The 24,176-nt window shown below is 67.6% G+C and carries 22 protein-coding genes and 1 pseudogene; 1 reads left to right on the top strand and 22 read right to left on the bottom strand.

All coding sequences use genetic code 11. The features are described 5' to 3' along the window. Nucleotides 1-4: 4 nt before the first annotated feature. The 16 genes and pseudogenes from uraD to ggt form a co-directional block, all read right to left on the bottom strand. Nucleotides 5-997: a 2-oxo-4-hydroxy-4-carboxy-5-ureidoimidazoline decarboxylase gene (uraD, locus tag A9Z00_RS15865; RefSeq protein WP_483316249.1), complete on the bottom strand. Its 993-nt coding sequence runs from the start codon at nucleotides 995-997 to the stop codon at nucleotides 5-7. Next, complete coding sequence (locus A9Z00_RS01830; protein WP_296973741.1) at nucleotides 994-1,488, bottom strand: nucleoside deaminase; 495 nt, start codon at nucleotides 1,486-1,488, stop codon at nucleotides 994-996. Before A9Z00_RS01830 ends, uraD begins: the two co-directional genes overlap by 4 nt. Then, nucleotides 1,475-1,999 (bottom strand): (2Fe-2S)-binding protein, encoded by a 525-nt coding sequence (locus A9Z00_RS01825; RefSeq protein ID WP_296973738.1) that lies wholly within the window; start codon nucleotides 1,997-1,999, stop codon nucleotides 1,475-1,477. Before A9Z00_RS01825 ends, A9Z00_RS01830 begins: the two co-directional genes overlap by 14 nt. Beyond that, nucleotides 1,996-4,311, bottom strand: coding sequence for a xanthine dehydrogenase subunit D (gene pucD / locus A9Z00_RS01820; protein ID WP_296973736.1), 2,316 nt, complete (start codon nucleotides 4,309-4,311; stop codon nucleotides 1,996-1,998). The genes A9Z00_RS01825 and pucD overlap by 4 nt, the downstream gene beginning before the upstream one ends. Then, on the bottom strand, nucleotides 4,295-5,221 hold the full coding sequence (locus tag A9Z00_RS01815; protein ID WP_296973734.1) for an FAD binding domain-containing protein: 927 nt from the start codon (nucleotides 5,219-5,221) through the stop codon (nucleotides 4,295-4,297). Before A9Z00_RS01815 ends, pucD begins: the two co-directional genes overlap by 17 nt. 60 nt (nucleotides 5,222-5,281) lie before the next feature. Next, nucleotides 5,282-6,211, bottom strand: coding sequence for an ABC transporter permease (locus tag A9Z00_RS01810; protein ID WP_296973732.1), 930 nt, complete (start codon nucleotides 6,209-6,211; stop codon nucleotides 5,282-5,284). Nucleotides 6,212-6,262: 51 nt separating this feature from the next. Beyond that, nucleotides 6,263-7,384 (bottom strand): ABC transporter permease, encoded by a 1,122-nt coding sequence (locus A9Z00_RS01805; protein WP_296973730.1) that lies wholly within the window; start codon nucleotides 7,382-7,384, stop codon nucleotides 6,263-6,265. Continuing rightward, nucleotides 7,381-8,919: an ABC transporter ATP-binding protein gene (locus A9Z00_RS01800; protein ID WP_296973727.1), complete on the bottom strand. Its 1,539-nt coding sequence runs from the start codon at nucleotides 8,917-8,919 to the stop codon at nucleotides 7,381-7,383. The genes A9Z00_RS01805 and A9Z00_RS01800 overlap by 4 nt, the downstream gene beginning before the upstream one ends. A gap of 52 nt (nucleotides 8,920-8,971) precedes the next feature. Next, entirely contained in the window at nucleotides 8,972-10,153 is a 1,182-nt protein-coding gene (locus tag A9Z00_RS01795) for a BMP family ABC transporter substrate-binding protein (protein WP_296973725.1), read from the bottom strand. A 71-nt stretch (nucleotides 10,154-10,224) separates the two neighbouring features. Beyond that, nucleotides 10,225-10,920: a nucleotidyltransferase family protein gene (locus tag A9Z00_RS01790; RefSeq protein ID WP_296973723.1), complete on the bottom strand. Its 696-nt coding sequence runs from the start codon at nucleotides 10,918-10,920 to the stop codon at nucleotides 10,225-10,227. Next, nucleotides 10,850-11,878 (bottom strand): XdhC family protein, encoded by a 1,029-nt coding sequence (locus A9Z00_RS01785; RefSeq protein WP_296973720.1) that lies wholly within the window; start codon nucleotides 11,876-11,878, stop codon nucleotides 10,850-10,852. The genes A9Z00_RS01790 and A9Z00_RS01785 overlap by 71 nt, the downstream gene beginning before the upstream one ends. A gap of 51 nt (nucleotides 11,879-11,929) precedes the next feature. Beyond that, nucleotides 11,930-13,252, bottom strand: coding sequence for a 5'-deoxyadenosine deaminase (locus tag A9Z00_RS01780; protein ID WP_296973719.1), 1,323 nt, complete (start codon nucleotides 13,250-13,252; stop codon nucleotides 11,930-11,932). A 40-nt stretch (nucleotides 13,253-13,292) separates the two neighbouring features. Beyond that, entirely contained in the window at nucleotides 13,293-14,906 is a 1,614-nt protein-coding gene (locus A9Z00_RS01775; protein ID WP_296973717.1) for a PucR family transcriptional regulator, read from the bottom strand. Nucleotides 14,907-15,144: 238 nt separating this feature from the next. Continuing rightward, nucleotides 15,145-16,408: pseudogene (locus tag A9Z00_RS01770) on the bottom strand (nucleobase:cation symporter-2 family protein). An 88-nt stretch (nucleotides 16,409-16,496) separates the two neighbouring features. Beyond that, a complete protein-coding gene (locus A9Z00_RS01765) occupies nucleotides 16,497-17,051 on the bottom strand; it encodes a chromate transporter (RefSeq protein WP_296973715.1) in 555 nt (184 codons plus the stop codon). 28 nt (nucleotides 17,052-17,079) lie between these two features. Next, on the bottom strand, nucleotides 17,080-18,672 hold the full coding sequence (ggt, locus tag A9Z00_RS01760; protein ID WP_296973712.1) for a gamma-glutamyltransferase: 1,593 nt from the start codon (nucleotides 18,670-18,672) through the stop codon (nucleotides 17,080-17,082). A gap of 482 nt (nucleotides 18,673-19,154) precedes the next feature. On the opposite strand from ggt, the gene A9Z00_RS01755 reads away from it, so the two are divergent. Further along, entirely contained in the window at nucleotides 19,155-19,613 is a 459-nt protein-coding gene (locus tag A9Z00_RS01755) for a chemotaxis protein CheX (RefSeq protein ID WP_296973709.1), read from the top strand. 60 nt (nucleotides 19,614-19,673) lie between these two features. On the opposite strand, the gene ytxJ is transcribed toward A9Z00_RS01755, so the two are convergent. The 6 genes from ytxJ to A9Z00_RS01725 all read right to left on the bottom strand — a co-directional run bounded on the left by ytxJ (nucleotide 19,674) and on the right by A9Z00_RS01725 (nucleotide 24,031). Then, the gene (gene ytxJ / locus A9Z00_RS01750) at nucleotides 19,674-20,015 is read right to left on the bottom strand and encodes a bacillithiol system redox-active protein YtxJ (protein ID WP_296973708.1); all 342 of its coding nucleotides are present in this window, start codon (nucleotides 20,013-20,015) and stop codon (nucleotides 19,674-19,676) included. A gap of 28 nt (nucleotides 20,016-20,043) precedes the next feature. Further along, complete coding sequence (locus A9Z00_RS01745) at nucleotides 20,044-20,580, bottom strand: DUF420 domain-containing protein (RefSeq protein WP_296973706.1); 537 nt, start codon at nucleotides 20,578-20,580, stop codon at nucleotides 20,044-20,046. 13 nt (nucleotides 20,581-20,593) lie between these two features. Beyond that, a complete protein-coding gene (locus A9Z00_RS01740; RefSeq protein WP_296973703.1) occupies nucleotides 20,594-21,817 on the bottom strand; it encodes a metallophosphoesterase in 1,224 nt (407 codons plus the stop codon). Between the two features lie 101 nt (nucleotides 21,818-21,918). Next, nucleotides 21,919-22,407 carry a metallophosphoesterase family protein gene (locus tag A9Z00_RS01735; RefSeq protein WP_296973701.1) on the bottom strand — a complete coding sequence of 163 codons (489 nt, stop codon included), beginning with the start codon at nucleotides 22,405-22,407 and terminating at the stop codon, nucleotides 21,919-21,921. Nucleotides 22,408-22,520: 113 nt separating this feature from the next. Continuing rightward, nucleotides 22,521-23,483 carry a serine hydrolase domain-containing protein gene (locus A9Z00_RS01730; protein ID WP_296973699.1) on the bottom strand — a complete coding sequence of 321 codons (963 nt, stop codon included), beginning with the start codon at nucleotides 23,481-23,483 and terminating at the stop codon, nucleotides 22,521-22,523. Continuing rightward, entirely contained in the window at nucleotides 23,480-24,031 is a 552-nt protein-coding gene (locus tag A9Z00_RS01725) for a DinB family protein (protein ID WP_296973697.1), read from the bottom strand. The genes A9Z00_RS01730 and A9Z00_RS01725 overlap by 4 nt, the downstream gene beginning before the upstream one ends. Nucleotides 24,032-24,176: the final 145 nt, after the last annotated feature.

Raw genomic sequence — 24,176 nt, 5'->3', positions numbered from 1 at the left:
TTGCCTAACTTCCCCGGTACGTGCTGTAGCCTCCCGGCGCGGCGAGCAGCGGCACGTGGCAATGGGCGTCCGGATCGGCGATCCGGAACCGCACCGGCACCTCGTCCAGAAAGCCGATGTCCGCGCCCGCCGCGCGGAAATATTCGCCCGCGTGGAAGACGAGCTCGTAGGCGCCCGCCTCAAAATCCCGGCCCGCGAGGATCGGTCCGTCCGTCCGGCCGTCCGCGTTCGTCCGCACCTCCCGCAGCTTGAGGCGCGATCCGGTGACGGCATCCAGCCGGTACAGTTCGACCCGCATGCCGGCGGCCGGACGACCGCGCGTGACGTCGAGCACATGGGTCGTCAGCCGGCCGGAACCCCCTCCGACCGGCTCGTCCGCGGGCCCGGAGGCGGCCGTTTCGGCATCCGCCGCGGCGGCGCGGGACGGACGGCCGTCGTCTCCGGCGCCCGAACCGGCTTCACCCGCGGCGGACGGATCGATGCCCCCGGCCGCTCCTTCGACCAGTTCGGCGAGGCGGAACGCGGCGATCCGCCCGATCTGCCGCAGCGCCTCGCGCCGCTCCTCGTCCGCGCTCCGCCCGATCCTCTCCCGCAGCGCGGCCAGCACCTCCCGCTTCGTCTTGCCGCGCACCGCGAGAATGAAAGGAAAACCGAACGTCTCCCGGTAAGCCCGGTTCAGGGCGGCGAGTTCCCCGTATTCCGCCGCGGTCAGCCGGTCGAGGCCGGCCGACCGCTGCTCCGCCGCCGACGCTTCCGTCATCGCGATCCGGGCGCCGAGATCCGGATGCGCCCGGATCAGCGCCGTCCGCAGCCCCTCCGGAGCCTCCCGCACCGCCCGCAGCATCGCTTCGAGGAGCGCTTCCGCCGACGCGAACGGCCGCGAACGCCAGGCCGCCTCCGCCACCCAGGGCGAATGCTCGAAGACGCCGCCGAACAGCGCGACGAAGGCGTCCCGGTCCAGCGCGTTGATCTCCGCCATCGTAAGCCGCCGCGTCATGACCAGTACCCCGCATGGACGGCGACCGTCTCCGCCTCGACCTCCGGGAACGGGCCGAGCACCTCGATCGGCCGCCGGCCGGCCGCGAAGACGGTCCGGCACGGCAGATCGAGCGTCGGATTGCGCTCGTCGCCGCCCGTCAGTTCGGCGAGCCGCCGCTCGCTGATCCCGTACACGACCCGCCCGATGCCGGACCAATAAATCGCGCCGGCGCACATCGCGCACGGCTCCGCGGTCGAATACAGCGTGCATTCCCGAAGCCGCGCCTTCGGATACCGCCGCGACGCTTCCGCCGCCAGCACGGCCTCCGCGTGGCCCGTGCACATCCGTTCGGTCACCTCGACGTTGCCCTGCTCGAGCAGCACGCGTCCATGCGCGTCGGCGAGCAGCGCGCCGAACGGGCGGTTGCCGGATGCTCGCGCCCGGATCGACACCTCGACGCATCGCAGGAGCAGCCGAATATGCCTCTTCCGATCGTCAGCCCGTTCCATCGGCTTCCCTCCCGATCGCCACCGCGCGCCTGACGGCCCTCAGGATGCCGCCGTAGCCGGTGCAGCGGCACAGATTGCCGGACAGCGCCTCCACGATCTCGTCGTCGGTCGGATCCGGCCGCTCGGCGAGCAGTGCCGCCGCCGAGACGATCATCCCGGGCGTGCAGTAGCCGCACTGGAAGCCGCCTTCCTCGAGGAAGGCCCGCTGCACCGCGTGCAACGCCTCCGCTCCGCCCGCGAGGCCCTCGATCGTCGTCACGCGGCGACCCTCGAGCTGGTACATCATCGTCAGACAGGCGTTCACCGGCCGCCCGTCCACGAGCACCATGCAGGCGCCGCAGCGGCCGATCTCGCAGCCGATCTTCGTCCCGGTGAGCAGCAGATCATGCCGCAGCACGTCGATGAGCCGCCGCGCCGGCGGAACCGCCAGTCGGACCGGCTCCCCGTTCAGCGTGAACGAAATGACGGCGGCGTCCGCCGCGGCCGGGAGCGGATTCGTTCGCTCGATCATCGGCCATCCACCGCCTTCCACAGATCTTCCGGCCGCCGGATGAGCAGCGCCGGATCAACCGGCAGCCGGCTTACGCGCACGCCCGTCGCTTCATGAATCGCCTCCGCGATCGCCGGCGCGAGGCCGACCGAGCCGATCTCGCCGATCCCGCGCGGGCCGTAGGGATCGCCCTCCGGCAGCTCCTCGACCGGCTCGACCGCGACCGTGCCGCGGGAATCGGCGATCGTCGGAATCAGATAGGTGTCCAGATTGCCGGTGAGGTAATGTCCGTTCTCCATGACCGCGTCCTCCAGGAGCGCAAAGCCGAGCGCCATGCCGCTGCCGCCCTCGATCTGTCCGACATATCCCATCGGATTCACGACCGGCCCCGCCGCCACCGCGTGGTACTGGTCGAGCACGCGTACGCGGCCGGTCAGCAGGTTGACCTCCACCTTCACGGCGACGGCGGCATACGAATACAGAAAATGCGCGCCGATCCTCTCCAGGTCGGTCGTCGGAAAATGAAAGTGCACTTGGGCCCCGATCGTCTCTTCCGCCTTCGCGGCGAGGTCGGCGTACCGGATGAGCAGCACCCCGCTTTCCGCATCCGCGACGCCGCCGGGGGCAAGCGTCAGCCCGCCCGCCGCCCGGCCGGTCAGGCGCGCCGCCGCCTCGAGCAGCTTCCGCCGGAACGGCTGCTCCATCCGCCTGAGCGCCTGCCAGATCATCGCCGTCGTGCGCGACGCGGTGCTCGACCCGCTGTCCGGCACCCGGTCCGTGTCGCCGACGACGATCCGGAGATCGTCCGGCCCGATGCCGAATGTGTCGATCATGAGCGCTTCGATCGCCGCAAACAGTCCCTGGCCAAACTCCTCGTAGCCAAAGATCGCCTCGATGCGGCCGTCCTCCGCGAGCCGCAGCCGGCCCGCGGCGGGATCCGGGATGCCGTAGCCCAGCCCGAAGCCGTGCATGACCATCGCGGCGCCGATGCCGGTGCGGATCCACGGCGGACGGGCGGCTCCGCCGGACTGCGCGGAAGCGGAAGCTTCGCCGGCTCGCTTCAGGCTGTCCCGCTCGCGCCAGAGCGGGCTCTCCTTCAGCTTCACCCACACCTGATACGCCCCGTCCGTCTGGGCGATCTGCTGCCCGAAAGGTCCGGGATCTCCCATCCGGCGCAAATTGATGAGCCGGAATTCCCACGGATCGATGCCGGCCAGCTCCGCCAGCCGGTCCATCTGCCCCTCGAGCGCGAAGATCGCCTGGTTGCCGCCGAAGCCGCGGAACTCGCCGGACATCCCGTTGTTCGTGTAGACGGAGACGCCCTCGACGTCGAGGTTGGCATACCGGTAGGGGCCGATCACGTGCTCCGTCGCGAAGTTGAGCACCTCCGCGCCGAGCGTCGCGTAGGGCCCGGTGTCGGCGACGATCCGCACCCGGTGGGCGAGCAGCCGGCCCGAGGCGTCGATGCCGGTCTTCATCGTGATCCGCATCGGATGCCGCTTGAGTCCCGCGCGCACCGACTCGCGCCGGGAATGGTGGATTTTGACCGGGCGGCCGGTCGCCCGCGCGAGCAGCGCGCCGTAGGGCTGGATGTTCAGCTCGTCCTTGCCGCCGAACGAGCCGCCGATCGGGCTGGAGACGACGCGGATCGCCTCCTCCGGCACGCCGAGGATGCGGGCAAGCTGCAACCGGTCGAGCAGGCCGTGCTGCGTCGGCGCGTACACGGTCAGCCGGCCGTCCGGCTCCGGCACGAACAGGCCGCCTTCCGTCTCGAGATAGGTGTGCATCTGGCGCGGCGTGACATAGGTTTCTTCCACGACGTGGACGCATTCGGCGAACGCGGCGTCGACGTCGCCGCGCCTGTATTCGCTCCGGTGCAGCACGTTGCCGTGCGGATGGAGCTTCAACGCGTCCGGCGACAGCGCCTTCTCCGGCGTGTCCAGCACGGGAAGCGGCTCGTAATCGACCTCGATCAGACCGAGCGCGCGTTCGGCGATCTCGGGCGTGTCCGCGGCGACGGCCGCGACCGCGTCGCCGACGTAGCGGACGCGGTCGGAGCAGAAGACGGGCTGATCCTGCCGCGAAATGCCGAACGCGTTCAGGCCCGGCACATCGCGGTGCGTCAGCACGGCGCGCACGCCCGGAAGCGCCGCGGCGCGCTCCGTGCGGATCGCGCGGATGCGCGCGTGCGGATGCGCGCTGCGCAGCACGACCCCGTGCAACATGCCCGGCAGCGCCAGGTCGGTCAGGTACTTCAGGCGGCCGGTCACCTTGCCGGGCCCGTCGGGTCGGATCCGCCACCGGCCGCCCGCGGTTTCACGGGTCAGGATCATGCTCCCCCTCCTTCCGGTCCGGGGCGCATAGCGTGAACCATTCGGCCGCTATCAGATTGGCGGCGGCCCGCCGCCGGTACTCCGCGCCGGCGAACGCGTCGGACGCCGGCCGGTATTCGCCGGCGACGGCTTCGCCGAGCCGGACCAGCGTTTCCGGGCTCACCCGCGCGCCTTCGATCACGGCCTCCGCGGCGCGCAGCCGCGACGGAACCGCCGATCCGCCGCCGGCCGCCACGCGGACGCCGGCCAGCGTGCCGTCTTCGGTCAGACGTCCCAGAACGGCGACCGTCACCAGCGCCGGAATGAACGCTTCGCGCCGGCCCAGCTTGCGGAAGCCGCCGGCGATCCTCCCGGCCCGGCCTCCGGCTGCCGCCCCCGCCCGCTTCAGCCGGATGCCCGCGAGCAGCCGGAAGCCTTCCCCCGCGCCGGGATCGGCCAGCCAGTCCTCGAGGCGCATCGTCTCGGTCCGCCGTTCCGTACGCCAGATCAGCTCGGCGTCGTACACGAGCAGCGCCGTCAGCGCGTCGCCGGTCCGGCTCGCGACGTTGCCGCCGATCGTCGCGAGATTCCGGATCGACGGCGCGCCGATCCGCCGCACCGCCTCGGCCAGCAGCGGAAAACCGGCCGCGACGGGCTCCGACCGGACAAGATCCGACAGCCTGACGAGCGGACCGATCACCAGAGCGCCCGCTTCCTCCGCGATGCCGTCGAGTGCCGGCAGCGCGGTCAGATCGATGAGCGCGCCGGGCATCTTCGCCGCGCCCGACTCCCACTGCGTGCGCAGCAGCGTGCCGCCCGCGACGAACACGCCTTCCGCCCCGAGCGCCGCCTTCATCCGGCACGCCTCGGCCGGATCGCGCGGCCTGAGCACTTCCGGATCGCGGCCCGGCGTCCCGAATGCCATGACCATGCGGCACCGCCTCCCATGAAAGCAAAATTCCGCCCGCGCAGCCCGGAGGCCGCCATCCGTTCAGAGCCGCTGCTCGCGGATATACGGCACGCCGAGGGACTCCGGCGCTCCCGAAGGCTTGCCGCGGTTCCGCCAGCCGAGGTACATGAGCATGAGAATCGTCACGACGTAGGGGATCATTTTCAGGAAATACGACGGGATGTCGCTGCCGATCAGCTGGATGCGGAAGCCGAGCGCGTCGAGCGCGCCGAAGAAATAGGCGGCGAGCAGCGCGCGCAGCGGATTCCAGCGGGCGAAGATGATCAGCGCGACGGCGATCCATCCCCGGCCGGCGGTCATGTCCTCGATCCAGGCGGGAGCATACACGAGGAGGAGATCCGCCCCGCCGAGCGCGATCAGCATCGTGCCGGCGATGACGCATCCGTACCGGAACGCCGCGACCGGGATGCCCATCACGTCGGCGGTCTGCGGGCTGTCGCCGAGCGCCCGGAGATGGAGCCCCCAGGACGTGCGGTACAAGTAGAGATGCATGCCGATGACGAGCGCGAAGCTCAGCCAGGTCAGCGCGTCGAGATGCGCGAACAGGTCCCCGGCGGCCGGCACCGGCTCGAGGAACGGCAGGTCGAGCTTCGGCACGGCGCCCGGCATCGGCTGGCCGGCGATCGAGCGGCCGAGGAAGGCGCTCAGCCCGGAACCGAACAGCGTCAGCGCAAGGCCGCTCACGATCTGGTTGACGCGCAGCGACACCGTCAGGAAGGCGTGCAGCAGGCCGAGCGTCGCGCCGACCGCGAGCGCGGCCGCCAGCGCGGCGGCGGGGCTGCCCGTGCGGATGCAGCAGAGCGCCGCGGCCACCGCGCCCATCAGCATGACGCCTTCCGCGCCGAGCTGGATGATGCCCGACCGCTCGATCAGGAGGCCGCCCAGCACGGCGAACAGGAGCGGCGTGCCGGCCGACATGGCCGCCGCCGCGATCTGGATGATCATCTCCATGGCCGGTGCCCCCTTGCCGGTCGATCGTTTGGCCTCGTCCCCACGGTCATCTCACCCGGCCCGGCGGATCCGGACCCGCCCGAGCGCGGCGCCCGCGATGACGAAGAACAGCACGGCGCCCTGCAGCATCTCCGACGTCGACGACGGAAGGCCGATCGTCTGCACGCTGTAACCGCCGACGATCAGGCCGCCGAACAGGAACGCCGAGACGACGAGGCCGAGCGGATGAAGGCGCGCGATCCAGGCGACGATGATCGCCGTGTAGCCGTAGCCCGGCGAGATGCCGTACATGAGCCGGTGCGCGACGCCGGACACCTCCGCCATGCCGGCGAGTCCGGCCAGTCCGCCGCTTGCGAGCATGACGAGCAGGAGGTGCCGGTTCAGGCGGATTCCCGCGTTCCGCGCGGCTTCCGGATTGGAGCCGATCAGCCTCAGTTCGTAGCCCCAGCGCGTGCAGCGGAACAGGAAGGCGTAGAGCAGCACCGCGGCGATCGCGAAGACGAGGCCGAAGTGGAGGCGGGTGCCCCCGAACGCGGGAAGCGACTGCGAAGCCGTAAACATCGGGCTGCCGGGGAAATTGAGCCCGCCCGGATCGCGCCACGGGCCGAACACGAAATAATCGAGAAGCAGCATGGCGACATAGTTGAGCATGAGCGACGAGATCAGCTCGCTCACCCGGAAATACGCGCGGGGCACGGCGGTCATCAGCCCCCAGACGCCGCCGGCCGCGATGCCCGCCAGCGTCATGAGCGGCAGCGAAGCGGCGGCGGGCAGATCCGGCCAATAGATCGTCACCGCGGTGGCCGCCATCGCGCCGGCCAGAAACTGCCCTTCCGCTCCGATGTTCCAGAACGAGATCCGGTACGCGATCGCGACGCCGACGCCGCACAGCAGGAGCGGGATCGTCTTGACCAGCGTCTCGGTCAGGCCGAACCGGGTGCCGAAGGCGCCCGTCAACATCTTGCGGTACACCGCCAGCGGGTCCAGGCCGTTCGCCGCGATGAACGCGGCGCAGACGGCCAGCGCGGCCAGGACCGCGGCGATCGGCATCCACCACGGGACGCGGTCGCTGACGGGATCGAATTCGATCGCCAGCCGCGGGACCGCCGTCCGCCTCCGCGCTCCGCCCGCCCGGCCGACCTCCGTGCCCGCCGCGGACGCCTTGCCGTTCATGACGCCGCCTCCCCGGGGACGGCGCGCAATCCGGCCATGTACAGGCCGATCCGCTCGCGGTCCGCGTTCTCGCGGCTCATCTCGCCGACGATCGAGCCGCCGGACATGACGAGGATCCGGTCCGAGAGCTGCATCACCTCATCCAGATCTTCCGAAATGAGCAGCACGCCGCGCCCGGAAGCGCGAAGCCCGAGCAGCAGCCGGTGGACGCTCTCCGTCGCGCCGATGTCGAGCCCCTGGGTCGGATGGACGGCGATCATCAGCTTCGGATCGCGGTCCACTTCACGCGCGAGCAGCAGCTTCTGCTGGTTGCCGCCCGAAAGCTGCCGGACGGGCGTGTCCAGACCGGTCGCCCTGATGTCGAACCGCTCGACGAGCGACCGGGCCCACTCCCGGTTCCGGCGGCCGCGCAGCAGGCCGAAGCGCGACCGCTCGGGCTCGCGGTACGTCTTCATCAGCAGGTTGTCGACGATGCCGAGGCTGCCCGCGAGGCCGCTCTTCATCCGGTTCTCCGGCACGAGGGAGACGCCGGACTCGATCGCCGTCCGCACCGACGCCCGCTTCCATTCGCGGCCGCAGACGCGGATCGTTCCGGCGCTCCATGCCTGGAGGCCCGCCAGCGCTTCGGCGAGCTCCGACTGTCCGTTGCCCGCGACGCCCGCGATGCCGACGATCTCGCCCTCCCGCACCGTGAAGCTCACGCCGCGCACCGCCGTGCGGCCCCTGCCGGCCTCCACCGTCAGCCCTTCCACCTCGAGCAGCGGCTTGCCCGGCGTTCCCGCTTCGGGCCTGACGGCTCCCGTTGCGTTCCTTCCGACCATGAGCTGCGCGAGCTCGCGTTCGTTCGTCTCGAGACGGTTCAGCGTCTTCAGCATCCTTCCTTTACGCATGACGGAGATGCGGTCGGCGAACGCCATCACTTCCCGAAGCTTGTGGGTCGTCAGGATGACCGTCTTGCCCGCGGCGCGGAGCTTGAGGAGCGTCTCGAACAGCCGGTCGGCCTCGCCCGGCGTCAGCACCGAGGTCGGCTCGTCAAGCAGGATGATGTCGGCGCCCCGGTAGAGCACCTTCACGATCTCGACCCGCTGCTGCTCGCCGACGGACATCTGCCAGACGGGACGGTCGACGGTGATCCCGAGTCCGAACCGCTCGGCGACCGCCGTGATCTCCTCCGTCTTGCGCCGCATCCAGGAAGCGCCGCGCCAGACGGACGATTTCTCGCCGAGGATGATGTTTTCCGCAGCGGTCAGCGTCGGTACGAGCCGGAATTGCTGGAACACCATGCCCACGCCGAGCGCCAGCGCGTCCTTCGGCGAGCGGATGCTCACCTTGCGGCCGCGGATCAGGATGTCGCCGGCGGTCGGGCGGTACACGCCCGAAAGCATGCACATCAGCGTGCTCTTGCCGGCGCCGTTTTCGCCGAGCAGCGCGTGCACTTCGCCCGTCTTCGCCGCGAAATCGACGTCGTCGTTGGCGACGAGCGATCCGAACTGTTTGCGGATTCCGCGCATCTCCAAGGCGTAGGGAAGCGTCATCCCGCGCACCTCCTCCCGATCGGGGCGGGAACCTCCCGCCCGCCTGCCCGCTCTATTGCGGAATCTTGCCTTCGATCCCCTTCAGGAACCAGTTCATTTCCAGAACCTCCGCGTGCGTCAACGCCCGGCCTTCCTCGACCCGGAGGTTGCCTTCCTGGTCGTAGAGGGGGCCCCTGAACACCTCGAATTCGCCGCTCATGATCGTTTCCTTCGCCGCTTCGACGAGCTGTTTCACGTCGTCCGGGATGCCCGGTCCGAGCGGCGCGAGGCCGACCATGCCGTCCCGCATCGATCCGACGTACGGCTCGTTCGTCCAAGTGCCGTCGATCCAGTCCTGCACGACCTTCGCGTAATACGGCCCCCAGTTCCAGACCGGATTCGTCAGGTACGCTTCCGGCGCGAAGCGGGTCATGTCGGAGTCGTTGCCGCCGGCCAGCGCGCCGCGTTCGGCGGCCGCCTGGATCGTGGCGGGCGAATCCTGGTAGGCCAGCAGCACGTCCGCGCCCAGGTCCAGCAGGCTGATCGCGGCCTGCCGCTCGACCGTCGGATCATACCAGGTGTTCGACCAGACGACATGGACGACGGCGTCCGGGTTCACGCTCTTGATGCCGAGCTTGAACGCGTTGATGTTGTAAATGACCTCCGGGATCGGGAACGCCCCGACGTAGCCGATGATGTTCTTCTTCGTCATCTTGCCGGCGGCGATGCCCGTCAGATAGCTGGCTTCATAGTTCTTGCCGAAATAGTTCGTCATGTTGTCGTGCGTCTTGTAGCCGCTCACGTGATGGAACTTGACTTCGGGATGGCGCTGCGCCACGGCGAGCGTCTGATCCATGTAACCGAAGCTCGTCGTGAAAATGATGTCGTGGTTCTGCGCCAGCTCCTCGATGACCCGTTCGGCGTCCGCGCTTTCCGGCACGTTCTCGACGACCGTCGCCTCGATGCCGTGCGTTTCCTCCATGTACTTGCGGCCCTGGTCATGCTCGTACGTCCAGCCGCCGTCGCCCGGCGTGCCGATGTATACGAACGCGACGCGCGGTTTTTTCGCGCCCCCGTCGCCGGACGATGAACCCGTCTCCCCGCCGCCGGAGCCGCCCGACGCGGCGCCGCCCGATCCGGAGCCGCCCGAATCCTTCCCCGGAGAGCCGCTTCCGCCGCCGCACGCCGCGAGCGCCGCAAGCAGCGGAAGGATCCACAGCATGCGCGCCAGTCTCGAAACCGTCCAACTTCTCATATGGTTCCTCCCCCGTCGATCCGGATGTCTTTCTGAAAAAACCCGGGAATTACTTTCACTATAAGAACGCGTCAGAAACGCGTCAATTTACATGACATAGAATTGGCCTTCCCGCTGAAAGCATCCCGGGGGGATTGTGCATCATGCACGCGCATGACGGCTTGCCAGACAGCGCGTGCTTCTTCGAACTGTTCGGGCGTGTCGGGATCGAAGCCTTCGAAGCCGGTCAGCTCCACCCAGGCGCCGCGCAGGCGGCCCGAGCGGAGCAGGGCTCCCGCGCCGGCATCCCCTTCGAGGCGCAGCAGATCGCCGAACCGGCGGCGGCTCCAGAGCACCGGCGGCAGGACCAGGCCGCCCCGCCTTCCCGCCACGAAGTCGAGCCCGGGTTCAAGCATCCAGGCCGCGCGCCATTCGGCGAGCTTTCCCGGCGCGAGGAACGGCATGTCGGCGAGCGCGATCAGGATCGCGTCCGGCGGTTCCCCGTCCTCCAGCGCCGACCGGACGCCGCACCGGATCGAACGGGACATGCCGGCCGAAGCGTCGCCGCAGACGACCGGCCGCACGGGCATCCCGTCCGGCAGCGTCCCGAGCCAGGCGAGATCGTCGCCCGGCCGCACGACGACGATCACCGGCCCGTATCCCGCCCCGGCGAGCGCCCGTACGACCGCCGCGCCGAGGGGCATGCCGGGGACGAGCTCAGCCGAAGGTTTCGCGCGCCCGAGCCGCGATCCGCTTCCCGCCGCCAGGCAAACGGCCGGAATCCGCATGCCGGACCGCCTCCTTCCCGAGCGCCTTGCGCTGCGCAGACCGGACGGATACGAGCTCGGCCGCGATGCTGACGGCGATCTCCCGGGGCCCGACGGCGCCGATCGGGATCCCGACCGGCGCGCGGACGCCCCCGTACGCCGGAAGGCCGTCCAACAGCGCGGCGGCGCGCTTCTTCGAGCCGAGCAGGCCGACGTAGATCGGCCTCCGGACGAGCACGGCCTCCAGCACGTCACGGTCGCGGCGCAGATTGTGGCTGCAGAGCAGCACGTAATCGGCCGGTCCGACGTCAAGCTTCTCCGCGAGTTCCGCGCCGGACGGCGCCGTCGTGAACGATTCGGCCAGCGGAAACCTTCCGGGCGTGAGCAGATGTTCCCGCCAGTCCGCGACCGTCACGCGGAAGCCGATCCGGGCCGCGATGTCGCAGATCGGCGGCGCGTCCGCTCCCGCGCCGAACAGGACGAGCCGCGGGCGCGGCAGGAACACGCTGGATGCGAGCGCGCCCGTACCGTCGGACGGGCCGGCATCATCCGAGCGAAGCGGAACGATCGCGTGCCGGATCGAACCTCCCGCCATGAACCGCACGAGGCGCACCGCTTCGCCCGCCCGGACGCGCGCCCAGGCGCCGCGAAGCGCGCGGCGCAGCCCGCCCGCGACCGGCTCGAGCAGGACGGTGATCGCGCCGCCGCAGCCGAGCTCGCTTCCCCAGATCGGGTCTTCGTCCGGATCCAGATGATAGGTGACCAGCTCCCATTTCCCGCGTCCCAGCCGCGCCGCCCGCTGCTCCAGGTCGTCCTCGAGGCAGCCCGGGCTGATGCAGCCCGTCCGCCGGCCGTCCGCGTGCAGCAGCATGGCCGCGCCCGCCTTGCGGTAAGCATGGCCGGCGGTAAACGCGACCGTCGCCATCGCGCCGCGGAACGACGGATCGGAAGCTTCGCGCAGCAAATCCCAGTCGTCCATGGGTTCCGCTCCTTCCATCCCGGAATCGGGGCTTGCCGGCCCCGCGGCTGCTCAAATCCGCTCCATCAGCCGGGCGAGGCAGCGGTCCGCCTCCCGCAGCACCCGGCCCTTGTCGATCGTCCGCACTTCCCTGCCTTCCATCACGATCTCGCCGTCGATCATCACGGTGTCGACGTCGCCGCGCGTCGCGGCGTAGACGATGCGCGAATACGGATCGGCGCCGAAAGACGGATAGACGTGGAAATCCTCGAGATCGAGGAGTTGCAGGTCGGCCCGCTTGCCCGGCTCGATGCTGCCGATCTCGTCCTCAAGCCCGAGCACCTCCGCGCCGCCCATCGTCGCCATGCGCAGCACCAGGCGCGCCTCCATCGCCGTCGGGCCGAGCCGCACCTTCTGGACGAAGGAGGCGAGCCGCATCTCCTGGAACATGTCGAGATTGTTGTTGCACGGCGCGCCGTCGGCGCCGAAGCCGACCGGCACGCCCGCATCGACGAGCCCGGGCACGTCCGCGATGCCGGAAGCGAGCTTCAGGTTGGAGCCCGGACAATGCGTCACCTTCACGCCGCGCTCGCGGATGATCCGCTTCTCCTCCTCGTCGAGCCAGATCGCGTGCGCCAGCACGAGGTTCGGCCGCGCAAGGCCGATCGCGTCGAGATAGACGACGTTCCGCATGCCCCGTTCGGCTTCGACCAGCGCGATCTCTCCGCGGTTCTCCGCCGCGTGCGTGTGCACGAGGACGCCGTACGTTTCGGCGAGATCGCGGACCTGGATCAGCAGCGCCTCGCTGCAGGAAACGACGAAGCGCGGCGAGAACGCGTAGCGGATGCGCCCGCCGGCCGCGCCGTGCCATTTCTCGAGCAGGCGCACGCTCTCCTCGAGCGATTCCTCCGTCTCCTCCATCAGGGCGGGCGGCACCCCGTCCCCGTGGTCCATCATCGCCTTGCCGGACACGGCCCGAATGCCGCATTCGCGGATCGCCTCGAACGCCGAATCCGCGTGGTGCACCGTCTCCATGTCGAGGATCGTCGTCGTGCCGCTGCGGATCAGCTCGCCCGCGCCGAGCAGCGCGGACCAGTAGACCGACTCCTCGTCATGCGCCGCCTCGAGCGGCCAGATCCGTCTCCGGAGCCAATCCATCAGCTCCAGGTCGTCGGCGCAGCCCCGGAACAGCGTCTGGCACAGATGCACATGCGTCTGCACGAAGCCGGGCAACAGCACCCTGCCCCCGGCTTCGATGATCCGGCCGCCGTCCGCTTCCTGCCTGCCTCCGACGGCCGTGATGGTGTTGCCTTCGATCTTCACGTCGCCCCGCACGATCTCGTCCGAGGCGTTCATCGTCACGATAAGCGCGTCGCGGATCACCGTCGTTCCCATCCCGTGCACCTCCCGTTATCCTCCGCGCTCCGGCGGCCGCTCACCGCTGCGCCCCGGTTCCGGCCGTCCGCCGGTCGCCGAGGCCGAGGCGGCGCCGGAACAGGAATGCGAGCTTGAGCCGCAGCAGATCGTCCGTTTTCTTGAAGTCCACATCCAGCATCTCGCTCAGCTTCTCGATGCGGTAGGCGGCCGTGTTGCGGTGGATGTAGAGCCGCTTCGCCGTCTCCCCGAGCTGGCCGTCGCATTCGAGATACGTCTCGAGCGTCCTGAGCATCTCGGCGGTGTACTCGGCATCCTTGCTCTTGAGCCCGCCGAGCATCCGCGAACAGAACGCGCGCATCCGGTTCGCGTCGACCTGCTCGAACAGCACGGCGAGGTCGATCGTCTCGTAACAGACGACGGGCGCCGCGATCTCCCAGGTGTCCGCCGTCCGCTGCGCTTCGAGGCATTCCTCGAACGCCGCGCGCAGCTCCGCCGCATGCTGCTTGCGCGTGCTGCAGCACGCGCGCGGCTTGCCCTGGGAAGTCGGCCATCCCGCGAGACAATCGGCCAGAGCCGTCTCGAGCCGCCCGTCGCCGTTTTCCGGATTATCCCGGAACACCGACAGCAGCCCCTCCTCCAGCACGACATGGACGCCGTCGTACGGTTCCAGTCCGGCATGGTGCTGCATCTCCCGCTTCAGTTGCTGCAGCCGCTCGGCGCGCATCGAAGCGATCGCCGGACCCGGGATATCCGTCAGCACGCAGCGGTAAGGCCGGCCCAGCAGATCGATCTCCCAGCGGTCGAGGTTTTCCATGAGTTTCTCGAGCGAAAGCCCGTGTTTCAGGTGGCGCTTGACGAGCAGCCCGACGTCGCGGCGGACCGTCCATTCGACGAAATCCTCGATTTTGAAATCCTTGTGGAATCCGATCAGCTCGGCGGCCTGCAGATACAGATTTTCCTCGATCGGTGACAGCATGGGGCCCGGGTAGAAGAACAGCGCGAATCCCGTGCATTGCGACTGCTTCATGAGCGGCACGCGGAACGCCTGGCCGGCCGCCGTCCTGACGCGCCTGGCGACCGGCTTCCACGGCCACAGCTCGACAAGTTCCGAATCGGCCCGGTTCGTGCCGTTGAAGACGACCTGGCCGCGCGAGCCGATCACCGCAATCGGGCAGCCGATCACTTCCATGACGGATTCGAACAATTGCCGGATATGTCCGGATTGCAGCGCGAAGCGCATCAGCCGGACCTGTTTGTCCAGAACGGTCTGCAGTTCGATCGTGCTGCGCCGGAGCTCTTCGCGGAACAGGGCGTTCATCTGGTCGGAGAAGGTGAAGGGATAGGGCAGTTCGATGAGCGGGAATCCGAGGTCGTCCGCTGTCGCGATCATTTCTTCGGGGAAAGCATCCCAGAAACGCCCGAGCTTGATGCCGAGACCGGCCGAACCGCGGCGGTCGAGCTGGCGCAGCAGCTCCGCGGCTTCATCCGGACGGTCCCTGAACAGGTAGGCGGTCGTGAAGATCATCTCGCCTTCCTTGATCCAGTCGGTAATGTCCGGAGCATCCATGATATTGACGGACTTGACGATGCGGTTCTTGCCGGCGGCGCCCGCGACGAGGCGCGCTTCGGTCAGCGGATACACGGACAGGGCCTGCTCGACGGTCATGTGCATGGCGGTCACCTCGCACCTTGCGCGGAAAGTACATGTTATTATATATAACATCATATTGCATTATAAGGTCGTTTGCAATATTTGTGTCACTTTTATGTTACATATAATTACACTAAACCTTTTCCCGCACCTTTCCCGCGCAGATCCGCCCGCCGTTGCGCCCGGACCGCTCCGCCGGACGGGTCCGGGCCGCTCGCTCCGCCCGATTTTCAACCGGCGTCAGGCCCGCCCGTTTCGGTCATCCCTCCCGGGACGCCAAATGGGGATCCGCTTCTTCCTTCCCGATCGCGATCTTCCTGCCGAGACGCAAAAACAGGTTCAGCCCCATGGCGGTCAGACTGCCCGTAATGAGCCCGTCGCCGACCAGTATTTTCAATCCCGACGGGAGGCTGGAGAACAGTTCCGGCACCACGACCGCGCCGAGGCCGAGCGCGATGGAGCACGCGACGATCAGCACATTGCTTTGCTCGGAAAAATCGACCCGGCCCAGCATTCCGGATACCCGACGACACGATCGTGCCGAACATGACGACGGTCGCGCCGCCCAATACCGCGGTCGGAATCAGCGTGGCGAGCGCGGCGATCTTCGGCACGAGGCCGAGCAGCACGAGCAAAAGGCCCGCATACACCGTAACGGTCCGGCTTTTCACCCCGGACATCTGCACGAGCCCTACGTTTTGGGCGAACGTGTTGTATGGGAAGGCGTTGAACAGTCCTCCCAGGATAAAGGCGATTCCTTCCGCGCGATAGCCGCGCCCCAGGTCCCGCGAGGTCAACGGACGACCGGTGATTTCCCCCAGGGCCAGGAAAACGCCCGACGATTCGATCATGACGATCATGCCGACCAGCATCATCGTCAAAATCGGGATGAAGTCGAAGCGGGGAACGCCGAAATAGAAAAATTCGGGGAAATGGAACCAGGAAGCGGTTCTGACCGTTTCAAAGTCGACGGGATGCAAAAAGCCGGACAGGACGGTACCCGCGAGAATGCCGAGCAAAACGGCGATCGAACGGACAAACCCCTTGCCGAAATGCTGAATCAGCAAAATGATGGCCAACGTCGCGAAGGACAAAAGCAGGTTTTCGCCCGATCCGAAGGTCGGACTGCCGGCCCCGCCGGCCATGTTGCGGATGCCGGTCGGGATGAGCGCCAGACCGATCAGAATGACGACGGTTCCCGTGACAACGGGCGGAAACAGGCCGAGAATGCGGGCGAAGCATCTGGAGACGGCGATGAGAAACAATCCGGCGGCGATCACCGCGCCGTAAATGGCCGTCAGGCCGTAATGGGTGCCGATCGTGATCATCGGCGATACGGCGACGAACGACGCGCCCAACACCACGGGAAGTCCGATTCCGAAATACCGGTTCTTCCACATCTGGAGCAGGGTGGCGATTCCGCAAGTGGCGAGATCGATGGAAATAAGATACGCAAGCTGCTCGTTCGCAAGACCAAGCGCGGCGCCGACAACAAGCGGAACGAGCATGGCGCCCGCATACATGGCCAATACGTGCTGCAAGCCGAGAAAGGCCGCTTTACCCGCACTCACGTTCTCTTCCACAGGCGTTTCCCTCCATCATCCGATTCCCTCAACCCTCACCCCGGAGGAACAACGCGCCCGCCGCAAGCGCGAACAGAATGCCCCACGCCGCATTGATCCGGTAATAGTGGACCATCACGAAGAAGACCGCCGCGATGAGCAGGGGCAGGAACGGCAGCCGGCCGGCCGCCGGCCGGAACACGTACTGCGCGAATTCCCAGGCCAGCATCGCCATCATGACGAAGATGGCCGGCTGCACGCCGCGGATCATGCCGCGGATGACCGGATGGCCGGACAGCTTCATCATGACGCCGGCGAGCAGCGCCATCGGGATCGCCGTCGGCAGCACGACCGCCGCCAGCGCGACGGATGCTCCCGCCCATCCCGCGACCTTGTAGCCGATGTAGGCGGCCAGCTTCGTCGCGATCGGTCCGGGCAGCGCGTTGCCGAACGCGAGCGCACGGCCGAATTCCTCCGTCGTCATCCACCCGTACCGGTCGACGACCTGCGACTCGTACAACGGGATGATGGACGGACCTCCGCCGTAGCCGAGCATCGTCGCCGTGCCGAACGCGACGAACAGCTTCCACAATTCGGAGAACATCGCCTTCCCTCTGGTCCGGGTCCTCGGGCTACCAGCCGACCACGCTGCCGTCGCCGCGGGGATCGGCCGCGCCGCTGATGACGCCGTCCTCGATCATGATCCCTTGCGCCGTGCCGACGACGCCGTCGTACCGGCCGACCAGTTCGACCCGGTGCCCCCACCGGCGCAGCGTGTCCGCGATCGCGGCGCCGCACCGGCTTTCGAGCCTGAGCGCGTCGCTGTCCTCTCCCCAGGTTCGGCCGTACACCCAGCGCGGCAGGCAAATCGCCTCCTGGATCGTCAGCCCGTAATCGATGACGCCCGTCAGGATCGCGAGCGCCGTCTGCGGCTGGCCTTCCCCTCCCTGCGCGCCGGCGAGCAGGTACGGCTTGCCGCCGCGCAGGACCATTCCCGGCATCAAGGTATGGAACGTGCGCTTGCGGGGCTCGAGCCGGTTCGGCGAACGCTCGTCAAGGGAGAAAAACGAGCCGCGGTTCTGCAGGATGATGCCCGTTGCGCCGGCCGTCCAGGCGGAGCCGAAATCGAAGTAGAGGCTCTGGATGAACGAGACGGCGTTGCCCTCTTCGTCGACCACCGCGGCGTAGGCCGTGTCGCTGCCGGTCGGCTGGGAGCGGAACTGCCCGGCCTGCGGCGGATGGATACGGATCGAGCGCATCAGCTTCGCGGCGTATTCCTTCGACAGCAGCCGGTCGAGCGGTATCGGGCGGAAATCGGGGTCCGTCAGGAAGGCGTCCCGCTCGCGGAACGCCAGCTTGACCACTTCGACCATCAGGTGGAAATATTCGGCCGACAGCCGGTTGTAAACGGAGAGGTCCAGCGTTTCGATCATGTTGAGCATCATGAGGACGGAGAAGCCCTGCGAGTTCGGCGGCATCTGGCAGACTTCGCAGCCCCGGTACGTGACGCGGATCGGATTCACCCATTCGCCCGCGTGCATCCGGAAATCGTCGGGCGTCAGCAGGCCGCCGTCCGCCTCGATCGCCGACGTGACGGCGCTCATGACCGGGCCTTCGTAGAATGCGCTGCGTCCGCCTTCCATCACGGCCCGCAGCGTCGCCGCCAGCTCGGGATGCACGAGCCGCTCGCCTTCCCGCGGCAGCCGCCCTCCCGGCAGATAGACCTTGCGAAGTCCCGGATCGGCGGCGATCAGCTCCCGGTCCTTCGCAATCCATTCGCGCAGATTGCGGGATACGGGGAATCCTTCCTCGGCATACCGGACGGCCGGTTCGATCAGCCGTTCCCAGGGAAGGCGGCCGTAGCGCGTCCAGACATTCCACCAGGCGTCGACCATGCCCGGCACGGTGATCGCGCTCTCCACGCCGCGATGGGGAATCTTCTCCAGTCCGGCATGCAGATAACGGTCGGCACTGGCCTGCATGCCGGAGCGGCCGCTGCCGTTGTAACCGACGCAGCTGCCCGTCTTCGCGTCGTACGCGAGGAAGAAGGCGTCGCCGCCGATCCCGGTCATGTGCGGGGCGACCACCGAGAGCACGGCGCTGACGGCCACGGAAGCGTCGAACGCGTTCCCGCCGTCGTGCAGCACGGCGCTCCCGACGGCGCTGGCGATATAATGGGGAGCGGCCACCATCGCGCGGTGAACGCGGGGCATCGGATTCAACATGCGCGTTCCTCCCGGTCGATTTTGCTTCCCCATTGTAAGGCGGAGCGGAAACATGCAGCAATGAACGCGGGGCTTTTTTGTGAAGGGGACCAAACGGGGGTGCGGGCGGTTGGTTTGCGTGCATGGAGCATCGGCCGAAAGTCGCAATTCCGGTCGAAGCGGACCGGAGGCGGCCGGCGGGAGAAGGCAAAACGCGGAGCGGAATCCCGGAAATCCGGGCTTTGCGTATCACCTTGCCCTGTGATAACATGGGATATGCGGACAGGCATCCGTTGGCAATGTGGTACATACGGCCCATCCGCAGCCGTCCGAAGTTTCGACACCGGGCGGGCGGATCGTGCATCGCCATACAGGCAACCCGTTCTTCCGATGCCGCGGATGCCGTCGGGACGTACGGAACCATCGTCATCGCGCGGCGTCTCCCGGGTCCGGAGGCGCCTTTTTCATTCGGCGCAACACTCGCGCAACAGGAGGCGGCATCCGTGAACGTCAAGTACATTAATCCGTTTCTCTCCTCGTCCATCCGCGTCATCGAAGCCATGATGCAGGTGAAGCCTTCCGTCGGGCAGGTCGCGCTTCTGTCCGTGGACAGCCGCGGCGATTCCCTGCTCCTCAGAATCGGCATCTGCGGCCAGTTCCAGGGAGATGTCGTCTTCAATTTTCCGCACCAGGTGGCCCTGCGCATCGGCTCGGCCCTGATGGGCGGTTATCCGGTGTCCGAACTCGACGACATGTGCTGCAGCGCCATCGCCGAGCTCGGCAACATGATCAGCGGCAATGCCTCGACCATGCTGTACAACGAAGGCATCCAGGTTGACATCACACCGCCGGACATCGTATCGGACCACAGCTTTTACGCGCGAAAGAAAGCGATTACAATCCCGCTCGATCTGTCGGACATCGGCAACTTCAACATCCACATGTTCGCGCCGGGGCTGTGATGGCGCCGGAACGAACCGCCCCCGCCGCGCACGAACAGGTGCGCAGCGGGGGCGTCTTCTTCATTCCAGGACGGCGGTCATATGACGCTTCGTCACCGCCCAGTGCGACGCGTGCCAGACCGCCTTGCCGTCCTTCACGAGGATCATCTGCGGCGATTGATGGACCACGCCGAGGTCCTCGGCGATCTTGTTCGACACCGGCCTCGATTCGATCACCTTGACGAGATAGTAGTCGGTGTCCGGATTCGGCCTGTCCGCCAGATAGGCTTCATATTCCTCCAGCGCGCCGGCCGACACGGGGCAGCGGGTGCTGTGCTTCAGGATGACGGCCTGCCGGTTCGAGGACTCCGCCAGAATCCGGTCCCATTCCTCCGTCGTCGTAATCTCCCGCCATTCCGCCATGACGCGTCCTCCTTCCGATCCGAAATCCTCAGGTACCGTAATAGGGCGAAATCATGAGATAGACCACGATGCCCGTGAAGCTGACGTACAGCCAGATCGGCATCGTCCATTTTCCGATGCGCCGGTGCTGCCGGATCTTGCCTCCCAGCCCGAGCGTGACCGAGATGAGCGCGAGCGGCACGTTGACGATCGCGAGCAACACGTGCGTCGCCAGGATGAACAGATAGATGTAGCGCATGACCTGACTTCCGCCGTACGACGTCGGTTCCGTCAGGAAGTGGTAGACGACGTAGGTGACGAGGAACAGCGCCGTCGTGACGAACGCCGCCCAGATGAAGGCGCGGTGCAGCCTGATGTTCTTCCGCTTCACGGCGACAAGGGCGATGATCAGGAATGCGAGCGTGAAGCAGTTGTAAATCGCGTTCATGAGCGGCAGAATCGTCACGTCGAAACCGACGTCGCCCTCGTACCCGGGAAGGAAAAAGAGCAGCGCGATGATGCCGACGAGCACGACGGTGAAAGCGACAATGAGCGGTGTCCAGTTGCGTTCACGCAGTGAAGACACGACGGATCCTCCTTCAGGTCGGTGCGGGTTGTCCCAACTCCATTGTAACCGAATCCGGGGACGCCGCGTTCCGGGAAATGTCACGATTTTCCGAACGTTGCGCGCCCGTGAAGACGAGCGTGATGTCGAGCAGCTCGCAGCGGCTCGCGATCCTGAGCGCCGGTCCCCATGTGCCGAAGCCGGACGAGACGAGCGCGTGCGTGTTCCCGATCCGCTTGTAGCCCCAGTCGAGCTCGAACAGCCGCCGCGTCAGCAGGTGGTTGGGCGCGAACTGGCCGCGGTGGGTGTGGCCGGACAGCACCAGGTCCGCCCCCGCCCGCGCCGCTTCGCGGAGCGCGAGCGGCTGGTGATCCATCAGGAGGATCGGCAGGCGCGGATCGAGCGGCTGAAGGAGCCTGTCCACCGGAAGCCTGCTGTCCGGTCCCGCGCTTTCCGCCGTTTTGTCCTTGCGGCCCGCGATATGGAACCGGCCTTTGATCGTCGCCGTCTCGTCGCGGAGCACGCGGATGCCCGCGTCCGCGGCGCGCCGCACCCACTCCTCGATCCGGCCGCCGTAATATTCGTGGTTGCCGAGGACGGCGTACACGCCGTACGGGGCCTTGAGGCCGGCGATCGTGCCGTCCATCCGGTTGCGGATGAACGGCTCGATGTCGTCGTCGATCACGTCGCCCGCCAGCAGGATCAGATCGGGCTTCCGCTTCTCCGCCTCGCGGACCAGCCGGCGCAGGTGCCGGTTGCCCACGATGTGGCCGAGATGCAGGTCGGAGGCGGCCAGGATGCGCAGCTCGCGGAGATCCCCCGCGTCCTTCGCCACTTCCAGGCGGTATTCGCGAACGACGGGCGACCAGGCATTGTAGCTGCCCGCCGTGAAGAGGACGAGGAGGACGGCCAGGACGACGGCGCCCGGCACGCCGATGTACAGGTCCGGCCCGAATCCCGCTTTCCTGAGCAGCCATCCCGCGATGTCGGCCGGCGGCAGCAGCAGACAGCCGAACTCGAACACGGCGAAATAATAGGCGCCGGCCACCTTGAGCAGCCGGAGGGCGGGGCCGGGTCCGCGCTTCATCCTCCCGAGCGGGAAGCCGAAAGCCAGAAGCAGAAACAACGCCCAGAAGACCGGCCCGGGAATCGGACCGGCCATCCATTCGAGGAACAGCTTCGCATTCCAGCCGATGTAGACGTTGAGGCCGATGAAGACCGCGAGGATGATCGGCAGCGCCAACAGCATCCGATTCATGAACGGGTGACGTCTCCTTGTGCCGGACGGGAAACTTCGTCAACATCGTACCATATCGGGGACGTACGCTCAAATCGGCCGGCCGCCCGCGACGGAACCCGTCAGAAATAGACGTGCTTCGTCCGCAGCCGGCCGCCTTCGATGTCCCAGATGCCGAACGAATGGCGAGGCTGCTTCCTGCGCGCGGTCGGCGAACCCGGATTGAACAGCAGGACGTCTCCCTCCCGCCGGACGAGCGGCACATGGGAGTGGCCGAACAGGATCACGTCCACCTCGCCGCTCCGGAACGCCCGCAGCGCACGGGATTCGGTCGTCCCGCCGTACCCGTGGCCGTGCACGATGCCGATGCGGATGCCGCCCAGCTCGATCTTCTTGCGCAGACCGAACCTTTCCGCAATCTCCCACCCGTCGTTGTTGCCGGCGACCCCGTCGACCGGCGCGTACGATTCGAACTCCCGCACGACGCCCATCGTGCACCAGTCGCCCGCATGGAGGATGAAGTCCGCCGATTCCAGCGCCTTCCTGAGCTTCGCCGGAATCGTCTTCGCGCTGTGCGGCATGTGCGTATCCGATACGACGACGATCCGCATGGCCGCTCCTCCTTCCGATCCCATCGTCTGTCGCATTGTATGCATCACATGAGGCGTACGGTCCGCGGAGCCGCCCGCGGATCTGCCCGGGAGCCTCACAAATAACCCGAAATTCAATTCGATTTCGCTTTCATGCCCGTCGCCGCGGGCAGGATATACTCGTCGATCAGCGAGCGCGACTTCAGCGAATCCGCGCGGGTGGTGGCGGTCCGGCGCACCGCGGCGGCGATGCCGAGCTCCGGCACGACGGCCAGGTATTGGCCGCTGAAGCCGAGCGCGAACGCGTAGCCCGGCCGGTTCGCCTCCGGATCCGCCACCCACCAGTGCCATCCGTAACGCCCGAAGATCGGCGGCTTGTAGTGCAGGAGCCCCTTCGTCACCGGTTTCGTCGACGCGCGGATCCATTCCGCGGGGACGATTTGCCGGCCTTCCCATTCGCCTTCCCGGGCCGCGAGCAGGCCGATCTTGATGAGATCCGCCGTCGAGAGGTGCAGGCCGGTGCCGCCCTCGTGGATGCCGTGCAGCGCGTTCCACTTCACGCGCCGGATGCCGAGCGGCTCGAACAGCCGCCTGCGGGCGTAGTCGAGCACGGTCGAACCCGCCGCCTTGGCGAGGATCGCCGCCAGCAGATGGGAGCCGCCGGTGTTGTACGCGAACGCCGTCCCCGGTTCATGCGCGACGGGCCGCGAGAGCACGAACCGGACGGCGTCGGCGCTCCTCCTCATCGCCCAGTACGGTTTGTCGAAATCGGGCCAGTCGATGCCGGACGTCATCGAGAGCAGGTGGCGGATGCGGATCGACGCCATCTTCGGATGCGCGTCCCGCGGCAGCTCGAGGTAGTCGGCGATCCGGTCGTCCGGACCTCCGATCAGTCCGTCCCGGATCGAGATGCCGATCAGCAGCGACAGGACGCTCTTCGTGACGGAATAGACCGCCGCCGGCCGATCGCTTCCGCCGGCGTGCCACGACCAGACGATTCCTCCGGCGTCGGCCACCGCGACGCTCCGGATGCCGCGCTCCTCCAGCAGGCCCCGCATCGCCTCGAGCCGATCCATATCCCAGGCGATGCGGCTCATCGCTTCCCGCCGGCTCCTTCCGCCTCGTCCGGTTCGGCATCCGGCCACGCGCAGGCGAGCGGCGGCGGCGGAAAGCCGAGCTCCCGCGCCCACACCGAGAGCTGGCCGGCGTGATGCGCCTCGTGCTGGATGAGCCAGCGTAGCAGATCGCCGAACACGAGCTCGGATTCCGTCCCGTCCCCGTTCGGCGAGATCCGGACCTCGCGGTCGCGCTCCGGCGTCCAGGAGCGGACGACCTCCTCCACGAACGGCCGGAGCCGCCTGGAGAGGGTGTGCACCGCGTCGAGATCCGCGTGCTCCGCGAAATCGTAGTGGTGCTCCGTTCCGTAAGCGAAGCGCCGGATCCAGTATTGTTCGGTGTCGACGATATGGAACAGCGTGCCGAGGATGGAGCCCGGGCCGCCGATCCGGGGCGCGTCGAGCTCGACCTGCGGCACGTCGAGGCACCAGCGGAACCATTCTTCCCGCATTTTCCAGTTCAGACGGAACAATTCGATCATCGGCCGTTCCCCTCGGCTTTGGTTGTTGTTGTTGACGGTTGCATCCATGCCTGCGTCTTCCCGTCGCGTTCGTCCTCTTCCGTCCTCCGGCCGCCGCGCTCCGCCCGCGTCCCCGGGCCGCCTGTTCCGATGGCCCTCGTCCGCATCCGTCCTTCCGCCGTCACGTCCCCGCGCGCCGGCGTTGCGCGTCCGC

The organism is Thermobacillus sp. ZCTH02-B1 (assembly GCF_002159085.1).
Taxonomy (GTDB): Bacteria; Bacillota; Bacilli; order Paenibacillales; family Paenibacillaceae; genus Thermobacillus.
This window is presented reverse-complemented; position numbering and strand designations above follow the sequence as displayed.